Source organism: Nitrospira sp. Ecomares 2.1, from assembly GCF_965152585.1.
Genome location: NZ_OZ224219.1, coordinates 3364053 through 3377470 on the forward strand (window position 1 = coordinate 3364053; position 13418 = coordinate 3377470).

Here is a 13418-nt window from a genome sequence, read left to right on the forward strand (position 1 = left end):
TCAAAGGTCCCTCCGCCACCTTTTTAGAAAACAAATCTGACCCCAATAAATTTAAAACATCATGAAAATCTTAGGCGTATACCAGCATTCACCAAAACCCGATCCACCCAAGGTTCCCATTAAAGACCGAATCTTGTTAGTTGACGATGATCGAAATCATCGTACTTGCCTGAAGGAATTTTTAGAACTTCGGGGGTATTTGTGTTCAGAAGCAGGAAATGGCCTGGAAGGGCTTGAAACTTTGCAAAAAGAGGCGGTCTCCATCATCATTACCGACAACAACATGCCACAGATGGATGGGCTTGATTTTATTGAACAAGTCAATCATAAATATTCCCAGGAAATTCTCTCAATTTTTCTGATTACTGCTGAATTATCCCACATTGTCCGTCTTCGCGCATTTAAAAATGGCGTCAATCGGGTCTTTGAAAAACCCCTAGACTTTCAAGAGCTTTGTAATGCCGTGGACTGGGTCACGAAGTTTGACATCCATCAATCGACAACCAACAAATACTCATCCGCAAGATACCTCTAAGAATATTTCCTCCATCCTCAATAGAGGGAATCTCTAAAAATTCCTGGCAAAGGGCTTTAAGGATGCCATGCGGCCTGTCCAAGGAGGACTTACCGCTGTCGACCCCGCGGCCCCTTGAATTCGTTGATATTACAACACGCTAGTAGGCCCTCAGGCACTGGGGCGATCCCTTAGCCCCCGCACGCAGGTCGGGAAGCCTTTTGACCAGCCTTCGGCAACGCCCTTTAGAATGTGTCCGATTCCCAAACGGAATATCAGCTCCGCGATCGTCTGTCGTGCATGCGCCTCTTCTCCCTCGATCGGGCCCAAGGCATTCCCGATGCGAAGGCTCTCGGACTGGTTCGAGTACCCTTGGCGGCAGCGGACGTGGCCGACGCCCTGGTCGAGCCATGGGACGCCTAGCTGGACGATCAGGAACTCCTAACGCGAGGGGACCAACAGATCGATGCGTCCAGGGTCCCGGTTCCGCAGCAAGGGCATAGCCTAGAAGAAACTGCAGCGATGAAAGCGGGCAAGAGCGCCACAGCGTGGGAAGCCCACCCGGCCCCACGCCGGCAGAACGATGTCGATGCCCGTTGGCCAAGTACGCAGGGGGACCATCACTCGGACTAGAAGAATCAGGTGAATGTCGACAGGCCGCACAAGCGGATTCGGCGAGAGACCGTAACGCCAGCCACCGTGCAGGACAGCCACGCCCGGGAGGCCGGGTAGCCCCCAGAGCCAGGCGGACCGGTCGTGGGGGCGGATTCGCCTATAGCTCACAGGAGACAACACCCAGGACCTCCGCTCCCATAAGCAGGAAAACGGCTATCGGGACAAGCCTCTGTCGGCGCAGCCACAGGACCGGAATCGGCGTCGAGCGCAGACGCGCGTTCGCGTCGAATAGGTCTTCAGTCACCACATGTCCGCGATGGGAGACGGCTCATTCGAGCGAGTGGGTGGGGCGAGCTCGAGCAAAGATCGGGCGTAAGAATCAGGGTGATAACGTCCCACGGGTGCCGTTTCTCACAGCCGCCAGTCTGCAGCAGGGGGCAGCGGGAAAGACCTTGAACGAACCCCAGGCAACCACGCCCTCTCACGCACACGATGCTCAGGGCCTTCCGCCCAATACTCAAGCAGGCCAGGGAAGGGAGGTCCCATAACTACGGGTTTTAAGAGGTGCCCTAGACATATTGCCTGCATGATAAAACCTACTTCCTGGGATCGACCTCGAAGAATGTGTCAGAGCTTCGTCATATCATCATTGACCGAAACGGGATAATCAGTAAAGTTCCCCGCCCAAAGGGCAGCGAACTTTACTGATGTTGGCTCGGGTGCGGAGTGGGACCTCCGTCCAGGATGTCCCGGAGCGCAATAGCCAGCGACAGTCCGTTGACCGGCTTCATTAAGAAGGCCTGAATGCCAAGTTGCTCGGCCTTTTCTTGAGTCATGGTGTGGCTAAACCCCGTACACAACAGAATAGGAATATCCGCTCGAATACCTAACAATGCACGAGATAAGGCCTCACCACTCATCGTCGGCATGGTTTGGTCTGTCACGACCACGTCAAAATCCCACGGATGTGCTCGGAAAAGATCTAACGCTTCATACGGATTGACGCTTGCCACAACGGAATAGCCTAAATGGCTGAGAAATTGCGTCCCCCAGCGCGTCAGCATTTCTTCATCATCCACAAATAATATCCTTCCCGATCCAGTCGGCCAGGCCATCACTTCCTCGGGTTTTACGGGCACCACCACATCCAGGCGCGGCAGGAGTATCGTGAAGGTAGTTCCCCCTCCTGGAGGACTGGACACGGCAATCTCACCACCATGGTTATGCACGATACCATGCACGACGGCCAGCCCGAGTCCCGTGCCTTCCCCAGCAGGTTTTGTAGTAAAGAATGGCTCAAATATTCTCTCGACCATTTCGAGGGGAATGCCCTTTCCTGTGTCACGAATCACAAGCTGAAGATAGGATCCGACCTTAAGCATACCCATGCCCGGTATCCCTTCCTCGGGAATACCCTCATGACATAAGCCAATTTCCAACAAACCTCCCTCTTCCCGCATGGCATATTCCGCGTTGGCACACAGATTCATAATCACCTGCTGGATTTGGGTACGGTCACCATAAATAACCGTGGACTCAAGATCTAATAACGTTCGAATTTCAATTGAGGAAGGAAAGCTGGCACGCAGCATTTGCAGGACATCATTGATCACCAATCGCAGGTCAATCGCTTCTTTATCCTTTTCCGACCGACGGCTAAAGGCTAAAATTTGCTTCACCAAATCTCGAGCCCGATTCCCGGCGGCAACCACTTCAGTTAAATACGATTTCAGACGTTCATCCTTGGTAGCATAAGCCATGGCCAACTCAGAATATCCCAATATCGCACCCAAAATATTATTAAAATCATGGGCAATACCACCGGCCAAGGTACCGATCGCCTCCATTTTTTGAGTATGCCGCAATTGGGTCTCACTCAATACCAAAGCCTCCTCGGTCCGTTTCCGCTCTGTAATATCCTCACAAGATAGTAACCACACACGAGGCCCGGATTGTTTCTCAATGGCCTGAATTGTTTCTTTCACCCAAAGGATGGTTCCATCTTTTTTTACCTTCCGAAATTCAGGAAGAACGCCTTTGGTCGATTCACGAAATCCCTTCTCCAGCCCTGATTTAAATAAGTCACGATCATCTTCATGGACCACGGAAAACGCAGATGTCCCCAATAACTCCTCAACCTGGTACCCTAACAATTGAGCCCCATACTGGTTAACGGAGAGGACGAGACCCTGACTATTCACCGTAAAATATATTAATGGGGTCTGATCGTAGAGCTCACGATACTGGTCCTGGCTTTCCTGGACCTCTTCCTGTGCCCGCTTCCGCTCAAGTTCAGCTCCCGCTCGTGCCGCAAAAATTTTCAAAAGATTTTGCCCTTGAGAGGAAAGAACAAATTGTTGCGTATCCAGGAGCGCCAGATTTCCCACAACCTCATTCTTGGAATTAAAAAGAGGAGTTCCATAATACGCATCCACCTTCAAGGCTTGAATCGCTTCACTGTGTGGAAAGAGTTGTTGAACTCCGGAGGGATGGCCAACAGGGTCACCCCCAAGGACGAGTTCGCAAGGCCCCCCCATACATTCATACACCGTTGACGGCTCAAAATGGTCTTGGTTCCAAAAAGCCAATGTCCGGGCTTTGCTGGTATTTTTCTCAATCCGCTCCGACAAAAACACCATGGACACCTGAAGAGCTTTCGCCAATTCGACAACTAGAACTTCGAAGAAATCTGGAGAACCGGGAAGCACATTGCCTTTGACAATCGATTCCAGGGCATCTTCCCATTGTTTTCGTTGCGTAATATCCCGTGAAATGACGACAGCTCGAAGTTCACCAAGCGCCGTATGAAAAGCTCGCCCCGTGCTTTCAAACCAACGGTACTCTCCATTCTGATGTCGATAGCGATACACCGACCGACCGGAACCTTGTGTCTTCATGCCTTGACAAAACTCTGCTTCCACCATTTCTCGATCTTCGGGATGAACTGGGGCAAAGACACTTGTGCCAAGCAGATCTTGGGAGCTGTACCCCAGAGATTCTTTAAAATTAGGGCTCACATACAGGAACCGTCCTTCCGAATCGGCTTCCGTGATCAAGTCATAGGCATTTTCCATAATGGCCCGAAAGCGTTTTTCCCGTTCCTGAATGGTTAGCTCAGCGGCTTTTCTGAACGTAATATCACGGGCAAAACCCAAGACCCCATTCTGACCCTCCGTTAAGGATCCAAAGGAGTCTTTCGTGACTAAAAACGTTCGGGACACGGGATGCTGCTCCTGTACCTCTACTTCAAATGTCTGAGTCCCGGCAGATCCCATCACCTGGGCATCACCCTGAACAAACAACGCCGGCGAATGGTTCCCAAATATTTCCTGGTCGGTTTTTCCGATGACCTCATGTATGGTCTTTCCCATGATCTCCGCTCCCGAAGGATTCACCAGGAGGTAACGACCATCCTGGTCCTTGACGTACACCACATCACTCATTTCTTCAAGGACCGCATCTAACAGAGCGTGGTTTCGCCTTGAAATGTCATCGGCCAACTTACGCTCCGTAATATCGCGTATGGTTCCTCCACCTCGAAGTAACTTGCCGTCGGCATCAAAGGTGCCCTCGCCGGTGGCCTCAAACCAACGATAACCATTGGCTTTAGTGCGTAATCTGGACTCCACATGGTACGGAATCCTCTTTTCAATATGATTGGTTAAAGCCGCAAACACCCGCTCCCGATCGTCAGGATGTAACCGTTGCTCCCAACTTCCCCGCACTCCTGGGAACTCAGATTCCTCATACCCCAACATCGCGATAAACTGAGGGGAATACCACACCGGACAATCTGGAGAATACCAGGGAATATCCGGACAAATTTCAGCCACCCATAACCCCTCACGAGAGCCCTGAGAGGCAAAAATGAACCGCTCCACCTGCTGACGAAGAGCATTCAATTCTTCATGTGAAACAGAATGTGGGGTACCTGGCGACAGGTTGGATTGGAGGGACTCTCGAACTCGGTAATGGTGGCTCGAAGATTCCGAAGATAATTGTCCAGATGACCCTTGGGTAGACCCAAGGGAAAGCGTCAGATCTCCCAAGTGCTCCCGATGCACTTCTTTATCGGAAGGAGGAGAAGCCTTTGAAGGATGGGGAGATTCCATACAGCATCTATCCTTGAAAGCCCAGCAAGGCCAGACCATCAAGGAGTGACTCTATAATCAAACACCATGAAATATTTTTTCTATAATGTCAAGAAAAAATACTCAAAAACACCACACACTCAGACGTAAGATGGAACAGCAGGGTCTTCAACCCAAATAAAATAAGGAGGCTTCATCCCTGGATCATCAGAATATGACATGCTAGACTCGCTGTTCGTCCACACGCTCATTCGCTGACACATATGAAAAAAGCTGTTCTCACCATCGCCGGATCTGATTCCAGTGGAGGAGCCGGAATCCAAGCCGACCTCAAAGCCATGTCCGCCAATGGAGTGTTCGGCATGTCGGTGCTGACATCCATAACCGCACAAAACACGTGCGGCGTCTCTGCCGTTTTCCATCTGCCTTCTTCGATTATTGAGTCTCAACTGGATGCACTCTTCTCCGACATTCCGATCACGATCGCTAAAACCGGCATGCTGGCGACCTCCGATATCATCACCACAGTCAGTCGGAATCTGGCCAAGCAACATCTTGAACACCTGGTTGTCGACCCGGTTATGGTTGCAAAAGGAGGATATCCACTGCTGGAACAGGATGCGATGGCAACACTGAAAACGGCATTGCTTCCTCAGGCCTCTCTTCTCACCCCAAATATTGCCGAAGCCGAATTGTTATCCGGCCTCTCCATTAAAACCCTGGCCAATGCCAGAGAGGCGGCAAAAGTAATCCATCAATTCGGCTGCAAGCATGTTTTAATCAAGGGCGGGCACCTGCTGGAACAGCCGGGGACCGATTTACTCTATGACGGCCGGTTTTTTCGCATGTTTAAGGGTGAATTCCTTCAGACGAAAACGACCCATGGAACCGGCTGCACCCTGGCCTCTGCCATTGCTGCCAACCTCGCCAAGGGGAAAACCATTCCCGACGCAATTGAGGCTGCCAAACACTATACCACCGAGGCCATTCGTCACGGTCTAGCCCTTGGCCAGGGGAATGGCCCTACCGACCACTTCTACTTTCTTCAATCATAGCGCAATTCGTGGAGATCGCATCGCCCACAGAAAGCGGGGACGGGGGGACTGAAACCCCTGTCAACGTTACCGGTCCATCCGGCATTGTGACGACAGGGATTTTCGCTCAGCCTGCTGCTCCCACGAATCGAGCGGTAATCCTTTGTCATGGCTTTCCCTCCGATAAGAACAGTCGAACCAATCGGCGACTGACGGAACTTCTCATTCCTCAATCCATCGCAACTCTTCGTTTTGATTGGTATGGCATGGGTGACTCACCGGAACCATTGACAACCTTCAGCATCAAAAAATGTGAGGATCAACTGGATGCCGCCGTTCACTTTCTCACCGAACGATCCATGAAGGCTCTCGGACTGATTGGATCCAGTTTTGGTGGATTCATGACCATTCTTTCAGCTTCCCGGTATCCCCAACTACAGGCCCTTGGCCTGAAATGCCCGGTGGTTGATTTTTCTGAAGTGCTTCGCCTGGAATTGGGGGCGGACGCCATGAACCAATGGAAAATCACCGATCATATACCCAACGTCTTTGGGGGCGACCTTCCAACACGGTTGCCGTATGCATTTTTCGAGGAATGCCTCACCTACAACGGCTACCACTCTGCTTCGTGTATTCAAGCCCCCACAGTGATTGTGCATGGTGATCAAGACGAAATCATTCCCGCTCATCAGATTGATCGCTTACTGACTTCTCTCAACGTGTCAAAGGATTTTCGGCTCATTCCCGGTGCGAACCACCAATTTGGAAGACCTGAAGATTTTCGTCTGATGACCAACCATCTGGCCAAGTGGATGATCGCTTATTTGCCTCCCTCATGATGGGAAAAGACCGGTTTCATGCCTGATCCACCAAATACCAACAAGGAATTACCCAAAGAGCAACTCGAAGTCTTTCGCGTGCTATATCCGTTATTTAAAAACGAGGTGCTCCGGCGGCGGGAATACATGAGCCGGTTGTCCGCATTCTACAATACGGTATTAGTGCTGCTGATTATGACCATAGCGGTGATTTCCCCCGGACACCCAGACTTGGCCATGCGTTGGTTGGCCATTTTGGGGGTGGGCATACTGTCAGGGTTTGTGGCCTATCTGATTCTTCAACAAGCCACTCGACACCGAATGGCCAAACAACAGTTAATTGAACTCGAGAGGGGAATCGGACTGTACCAGGAAGGCTGGATTTCTTCGGGGAAAACCGCCTATCCTCAACATTGGCAAACCGACTGGCTCTCGGATCGAAGTGTGGCGACGTACCTCACCATCCTCGCGGTTCTCTCAGGCCTGGTTATCTGCGCCATACTCATTCGACTCTAGCCTTCACCAAACGTCCTCACACGGAGAAACCATATTCGGCGAAAGGACCGCCCTCATGTTAAAAACTTATCGAGGCATTGCCCCAACCATCGCTCCCAGCGCGTTTATCGAAGACACGGCCATCGTCATCGGCGATGTGGCCATCGGATCGGAATCGAGCGTCTGGTTCAATGCCGTTATACGCGGAGACGTACATAGTATCCGCATTGGCCATCGGACCAATATTCAAGACCTCTGTCTGTTGCACGTCACACATGATACGCACCCCCTCACTCTTGGCGATGACATCACCGTCGGTCATCATGTGGTGCTCCATGGATGCACGATTCATGATCGGGTATTAATCGGGATGGGGACCATCATCATGGATGGCGTCGTGATCGAAGAAGACTGTGTCATTGGCGCTGGAGCCTTAATAACGGGAAATATCCACATCCCCTCGAGGAGCCTGGTCATGGGGTCTCCGGCCAAAGTGAAACGCCTGTTGACGGATGCCGAAGTCCAGTGGATCAAAGAATCCGCCGGGAACTACATTCGATACGCGCAACAATATGTCGAAGAACAGAATGGGTAATATCGGAATTCCATCAAGCTCCAACCACGGTATGCCCTGGCTCTGGAAAGATTCCTCTTCCTAACCACACACTTCGACAAGACCTTTTCCGTGAGCCGCTCTTCTCTCCAACACATTCCGCTGGTCATTCTGGGAACCGGCTATACCGGTCGACGGCTCTTTCACCAGGCAGTCAATGCAGGATGGAACACCTTCTCGACAAGCCGTATGCCTGATGTTCATCTCTCAGATATTCCACCTGAATCTAGAATTGCTTTTGACCTGACCCAAACTGAAACCTGGCGATTCATTCCCAGTCCCGCCCATCTCATCTGGTGTTTTCCGGCGACGCCATTGAGCCTCGTGCAAACCTTCTTCGCCACCCGCCCCATGGATTCCGGCAGAATTCTGGTCATGGGCAGCACATCGGCCTATGGCACAAACTGCGGAATCGTGACCGAACAGACTCCTGTGAACCTGGACCTTCCCCGGGTTCAGGGAGAAGAATATCTTCGGACACAATTGGGCGCCGTCATCATTCGGTTGGCAGGACTATACGGGCCAGGTCGTCATGTGTTGAATTGGATGAGAAGCGGAAGGATTCACAATACTCCCAAGTGGGTCAATCTCCTCCATGTGGAAGATGCTGCAGGAATCTGTTTGCGAGCCCTTGAACGGGCTCAGAAAGGTACTACATATTTGGCTAGCGATGGGACCCCACGGACCTGGACAGAGATTTTCTCAATTGCGTCAGAAAAGTGGAGCATGCCTATTCCCCCACCCACGCCCCTTCAAGAAATCGGCAAACAGGTCTCCATTCACAAACTCCTCACCACCCTTCACTATACCCTTCGATTTCCTGACCTCTATCAGGCCTTGGACGACATTGAACGGCATTCATCATCATGAAAACTCATCACAACAAGCAACTCCCTGATCATTTTTAGCGGAAAAATGAGACAAGAGAATACACCACCACTCCGTTATTGACGGCATGGGCCACCATACCGGGAATCACACTCCCGGTTCGTTCGTAGGCCCATGCCCACAACAACCCACTCCAGAAAACCGTCAGAAACGCGATCAGCCCATAGCCATGGGCCAAGGCGAAGATCAACCCACTTGCGACCATGGAGAGGGGAAAACTAAATTTGGTTCGAAGTGTCGTATACAGAATTCCGCGGAAAATAAGCTCTTCGAAAAAGGGCGCCAGAAGAACGAAGTCAACTGTGGTTTTGATGAGTTCCATCCGCGTTCCCCAAATCAGCTGTGGGACAAACCATTCGGTCCAATGGACGGAAGATTGAAACGCATCCCCCCCGAGCACAATCAGCCAATCCCCAACTAGGCCAATCGTCACCAACATCACGACCAATGGCAGACAGTCTTTCAATCGTTGCCACACATTCGAACAGCCCACCACCTGTAGCAACGATTGTTTCCTGGTTCGACACAACAGAATAGCGGTCAGGACGACGGGAGGAAGATACAGTAAAGCAATCCCGAAATCCTCAATAATTCCTATGCCATCAGGTATCACCGCCACCAGCCCCATCAACAAAATCGTCAAGGCCCCTCCACGGGCTAAAACGGCGATTCCTTCCCGGAATGTCCAAGGTATGCCCCTTTTGATGAAGCCGGTTTGGATCGGTGACGCCCTGCCTCTCAGGCGAGCAATACCAAGACGGAGAAGCAGGACCACCCCAATCCCGATCACCACAACCTCACCCACCAATAGCGCACGCCATTTCCATAACGGAGGGTCGGTCAACTGATACTCTTGCAATTGAAGATTTTCCTGTAAATTTCGATCGCCGGCCTGAACAGCTATTCGTCGTGCAAGATGAAAGTAAAACCAATTTGTGGGGACCTCTTCAGCTAACCCTGCTTGCAAGAAGGGATAATCTGGAGACGACGTTTCGCTCTGGCCATATCCCACTTCCAAAAACTCACGAAAAAGAGCATAAGGATTTCTCTCACTCTCCCAATTCTCCACAATTCGGCTGAGTTGATTCGTTAAACCCGCTTCTCCATAGATCATTCCCAGATACAATCCATCTAATGGCCTGGATTGTTCATTAACTCTTTCTTCATACCACCGTTGGATTTGCTCCTGGGTCTCCCCGTCCTGTCCCCCCAAACGATACATCACTTGTTCCAACAAGGAGAGTTCAGGCAAACGAGATTCAAAACCCAGCATTCGGCTGGCGATACGCTCAAGATCCCTGCTTTCAGGTGAAGCCAGGCGTACATCATCAGAAAGCGTCACCGCCCAAAACAACAATCCCATACCCGCCCCACACACCAACAAACACAGTACGGTCAGCAATGGGGAAAATCGAAATTCTTCCCGAAGATCCGGACGGGTATCGGATGTGAGATCAACTGATTGCTCTGATTCCATGCTCATGTCTCACGGGTACAAGGACTTTTCGCCTTCGTAAAAAACCAGGAAGGATAACATGATTTCCAGGTGACATGCTCGATACGGACGCCACTGGGCACCGCCAGCAACATATTCGCCATTACCGCATATTGCGTATTCTATACGTCTAAGAATCTGGTGCTTTTATCAGGCAAAGACGCGAAGAGAAAGTGGAAAGAGGGCGAGCATCGCAGGGTATCCCTTGGACCGCGCCAAGAGCCACTTGATTGGAGTCTTGTTACGAAGGGAGGGTGGCGCCCCTTGGAACCCACTATGTAATTTGACCTCGGCTACCGAGACAAACCCCGGCATCATTTCGTTTATTTCTTAAAACCTTTCTAGCCTAAAGTAATGGCCCATTTCCAGCCAGCAGCACATATCCCTAATTTGGTTTATCCGATACAATATAAGAAAAAAGTCTGTAGCCTATGAGTAACCCGATCAAGATTCATTCATTGCGAAACTGAAGAGGAGGGACTCCTTGGTGTGGAATTTTTTTAAACGGCAGCAAAATGGTCAGAGCTCCTCTCAAGACATCGGCCCCTATTCCAATTACCGCATGGCCGTGCGATTAGAATTGACTCAACGGACCGGCGTATTCGCACAACTCGCCACGGCCATCGCGGAAGAAGGCGCCAGTTTGGGCGCGTACGATATGGTCTCGGCCACTCGCACCAAAGTAATTCGGGATATTACCCTGGATGTCCAGAGTGAAGAACATGGCGAACGGGTCATGAAACGGCTAAATTCGTTGGCCGATGTCCGGGTCATCGCCTCTTCCGATCGGATTTTCCTCATGCATTTAGGTGGAAAAATCCGGGTGGAGAGCAAGTTCCCCGTGAAAACCAGAAATACCCTGTCCATGGTCTATACGCCTGGAGTCGGGCGCGTCGTCAAAGCGATTGCCGCGGATGAGAAAAAAGCCTATTCCTTTACGACGAAAAATAACAGTATTGCTGTCGTGACCGACGGGTCGGCCATTCTGGGATTAGGAAATCTCGGCCCTCTCGCAGCCTTGCCGGTTATGGAAGGCAAGGCGATGCTGTTTCATCAATTTGCCGGAATCGATGCCTGGCCTCTCTGTCTCAATACCCAGGATTCGGAAGAGATTATCCGTACGGTGCTAGCCGTTTCTCCCTCATTCGGAGGCATTAATCTGGAAGACATCAGTGCTCCCCGATGCTTTGACATTGAGCGCCGACTGCAAGCCGAGCTGGATATTCCGGTGATGCATGATGATCAACATGGAACGGCTGTGGTCATTTTGGGAGCACTGCTTAATGCCTTAAAAGTCACACGTCGAACCATCGATGAAATTACCGTCGTGGTCGTCGGATTGGGGGCCGCAGGCACAGCCTGTTGTGAATTACTTTTAGGAGCCGGGGTTACCAGACTTAAGGGATGTGACAAGCAGGGTCTGGTGTTGGATCGACCAGTGGAAGACCTTCTGCCGCATCGCCATACTCTTCGCAGCCTCATTCAGTATGATCAGCCGACGGGAACCGTTCAGGACGCACTGAAAGACGCCCACGTGGTGATTGGTCTTTCCACGGCCAACATTTTAAAACCCGAAGATTTAGCCCTCATGGCCAAGGATCCCATTGTGTTTGCTTTAGCCAATCCTGACCCCGAAATCCTACCCGAGGCAGCCATTCCCCATTGTCGCGTGTATGCAAGCGGGCGATCGGATTATCCCAATCAATGTAACAACCTCCTGTCGTTCCCCGGCATCTTTCGTGGAGCCCTTGATGTGCAAGCCAAAACGATCAATGAACCCATGCTCATTGCTGCCGCTCATGCCCTCTCAAAGATGATTCCTGACTCTGCACTCAGTGAGGAATATATTATCCCCAGCGTGTTCGACAAACAGGTCGTGCCCAAAGTCGCCAAGGCCGTCTCTCAGGCAGCAATTGATTCCGGAATGGCCCGTCGCACAAAAAAGGACATGGAAGAGGACATGTAAAAGCAGGAAGTCCCAAGAGAGGGAAAAAACCAGCGGGATTTATTTCAACGTATCCCAAAGGAGAATACTGATTCCGAGTGGCCACAGATAATAGGAAAATAAATGAAAGTGATCCTGTCTGACGAGCTTAATAATCAATGAAATAGATCCATAGCCCACCAACGCCGCGACCACCATTCCAACCACATAAACCCCTATCGGTTCATGCATCTGATCTATTCCCTTCCCAATTTCCAAAATCGTCGCTCCCACGATAGCTGGTATAGAAATCAGGAGAGAAAACCGGGCCGATAGTTCTCGATCCAAACCCAACAACACTCCACTGGCAATGGTTGATCCGGACCGGGAAATTCCGGGAAAGACTGCCACACCTTGCACAATACCGATCACCACGGCATCCCGAATGCTCATGTCCTGGATCCCCCGGACACTGTTTCTCCCTCGCCCTAACCAGAGAATCACTCCCGTAGTTAGCAACATAATGGCCACGACGGAGGGCCGGACTAATGTCTCAAGACCGATTGATCGAATACCCAATCCAATGATCGCGGTGGGAACGGATGCAAGCAGGACATAATGGATTGTCCGCCGCTCATATCCTTGAAACAGGCTCCCTTGCCTTGTGGTCCATCCAACATATCCCAAACCCAAGGTGAGGAGATCATGTCGAAAATACACAAGGATCGCGGTCACCGTCGCGAGATGCAACATAATGTCATACAACAAATTGGTCTCACTGAAATGACCAAACCAATGTTGAGCCAGAACCAAATGTCCCGAAGAGGATACCGGGAGGAATTCCGTGAGTCCTTGTATGACCGCAAGCACCACCGCTTCGATGTAGCCCATCGTTTATGAATGCCTTTCTTTTAGTTGGTGATCAGCAGAA

Annotated in this window: 12 protein-coding genes; 9 read left to right on the plus strand and 3 right to left on the minus strand. The window is 51.0% G+C overall.

Annotation, left to right across the window (positions count from 1 at the left end; translation table 11 throughout):
- The first annotated feature begins 61 nt into the window (after nucleotides 1-61).
- From ACWHYD_RS14875 to ACWHYD_RS14885, 3 genes are all read left to right on the plus strand, one after another.
- Nucleotides 62-535 carry a response regulator gene (locus tag ACWHYD_RS14875; protein ID WP_447962812.1) on the plus strand — a complete coding sequence of 158 codons (474 nt, stop codon included), beginning with the start codon at nucleotides 62-64 and terminating at the stop codon, nucleotides 533-535.
- Between the two features lie 231 nt (nucleotides 536-766).
- On the plus strand, nucleotides 767-937 hold the full coding sequence (locus ACWHYD_RS14880) for a hypothetical protein (RefSeq protein ID WP_447962813.1): 171 nt from the start codon (nucleotides 767-769) through the stop codon (nucleotides 935-937).
- A gap of 125 nt (nucleotides 938-1062) precedes the next feature.
- On the plus strand, nucleotides 1063-1677 hold the full coding sequence (locus ACWHYD_RS14885; RefSeq protein WP_447962814.1) for a hypothetical protein: 615 nt from the start codon (nucleotides 1063-1065) through the stop codon (nucleotides 1675-1677).
- Nucleotides 1678-1830: 153 nt separating this feature from the next.
- Here ACWHYD_RS14885 and ACWHYD_RS14890 read toward each other — a convergent pair whose 3' ends face one another.
- Nucleotides 1831-5241 carry a PAS domain-containing hybrid sensor histidine kinase/response regulator gene (locus tag ACWHYD_RS14890; protein WP_447962815.1) on the minus strand — a complete coding sequence of 1137 codons (3411 nt, stop codon included), beginning with the start codon at nucleotides 5239-5241 and terminating at the stop codon, nucleotides 1831-1833.
- Nucleotides 5242-5483: 242 nt separating this feature from the next.
- Here ACWHYD_RS14890 and thiD point away from each other — a divergent pair, with 242 nt between their 5' ends.
- The 5 genes from thiD (at nucleotide 5484) to ACWHYD_RS14915 (ending at nucleotide 9050) form a co-directional block, all read left to right on the plus strand.
- Complete coding sequence (gene thiD, locus ACWHYD_RS14895; RefSeq protein WP_447962816.1) at nucleotides 5484-6275, plus strand: bifunctional hydroxymethylpyrimidine kinase/phosphomethylpyrimidine kinase; 792 nt, start codon at nucleotides 5484-5486, stop codon at nucleotides 6273-6275.
- A gap of 8 nt (nucleotides 6276-6283) precedes the next feature.
- On the plus strand, nucleotides 6284-7093 hold the full coding sequence (locus ACWHYD_RS14900) for an alpha/beta hydrolase family protein (RefSeq protein WP_447962817.1): 810 nt from the start codon (nucleotides 6284-6286) through the stop codon (nucleotides 7091-7093).
- 18 nt (nucleotides 7094-7111) lie between these two features.
- Nucleotides 7112-7588, plus strand: coding sequence for a hypothetical protein (locus ACWHYD_RS14905; protein ID WP_447962818.1), 477 nt, complete (start codon nucleotides 7112-7114; stop codon nucleotides 7586-7588).
- A gap of 55 nt (nucleotides 7589-7643) precedes the next feature.
- Nucleotides 7644-8162, plus strand: coding sequence for a gamma carbonic anhydrase family protein (locus ACWHYD_RS14910; protein WP_447962819.1), 519 nt, complete (start codon nucleotides 7644-7646; stop codon nucleotides 8160-8162).
- A 90-nt stretch (nucleotides 8163-8252) separates the two neighbouring features.
- A complete protein-coding gene (locus tag ACWHYD_RS14915; RefSeq protein WP_447962820.1) occupies nucleotides 8253-9050 on the plus strand; it encodes a hypothetical protein in 798 nt (265 codons plus the stop codon).
- A gap of 34 nt (nucleotides 9051-9084) precedes the next feature.
- Here ACWHYD_RS14915 and ACWHYD_RS14920 read toward each other — a convergent pair whose 3' ends face one another.
- Nucleotides 9085-10545 (minus strand): CPBP family intramembrane glutamic endopeptidase, encoded by a 1461-nt coding sequence (locus ACWHYD_RS14920; RefSeq protein ID WP_447962821.1) that lies wholly within the window; start codon nucleotides 10543-10545, stop codon nucleotides 9085-9087.
- Nucleotides 10546-11050: 505 nt separating this feature from the next.
- Between ACWHYD_RS14920 and ACWHYD_RS14925 the strand changes: the two genes are divergently transcribed.
- Nucleotides 11051-12529, plus strand: a complete 1479-nt coding sequence (locus ACWHYD_RS14925) for a malic enzyme-like NAD(P)-binding protein (RefSeq protein ID WP_447965882.1) — start codon at nucleotides 11051-11053, stop codon at nucleotides 12527-12529.
- A gap of 39 nt (nucleotides 12530-12568) precedes the next feature.
- Here ACWHYD_RS14925 and ACWHYD_RS14930 read toward each other — a convergent pair whose 3' ends face one another.
- Nucleotides 12569-13378 carry an undecaprenyl-diphosphate phosphatase gene (locus ACWHYD_RS14930; RefSeq protein WP_447962822.1) on the minus strand — a complete coding sequence of 270 codons (810 nt, stop codon included), beginning with the start codon at nucleotides 13376-13378 and terminating at the stop codon, nucleotides 12569-12571.
- Nucleotides 13379-13418 lie beyond the last annotated feature (40 nt).

Coding starts and splice junctions, on each gene's coding strand:
- ACWHYD_RS14875 (WP_447962812.1), top strand. CDS start 62: ATGAAAATCTTAGGCGTATACCAGCATTCACCAAAACCCGATCCACCC.
- ACWHYD_RS14890 (WP_447962815.1), bottom strand. CDS start 5,241: ATGGAATCTCCCCATCCTTCAAAGGCTTCTCCTCCTTCCGATAAAGAA.
- thiD (WP_447962816.1), top strand. CDS start 5,484: ATGAAAAAAGCTGTTCTCACCATCGCCGGATCTGATTCCAGTGGAGGA.
- ACWHYD_RS14905 (WP_447962818.1), top strand. CDS start 7,112: ATGCCTGATCCACCAAATACCAACAAGGAATTACCCAAAGAGCAACTC.
- ACWHYD_RS14910 (WP_447962819.1), top strand. CDS start 7,644: ATGTTAAAAACTTATCGAGGCATTGCCCCAACCATCGCTCCCAGCGCG.
- ACWHYD_RS14920 (WP_447962821.1), bottom strand. CDS start 10,545: ATGGAATCAGAGCAATCAGTTGATCTCACATCCGATACCCGTCCGGAT.
- ACWHYD_RS14930 (WP_447962822.1), bottom strand. CDS start 13,378: ATGGGCTACATCGAAGCGGTGGTGCTTGCGGTCATACAAGGACTCACG.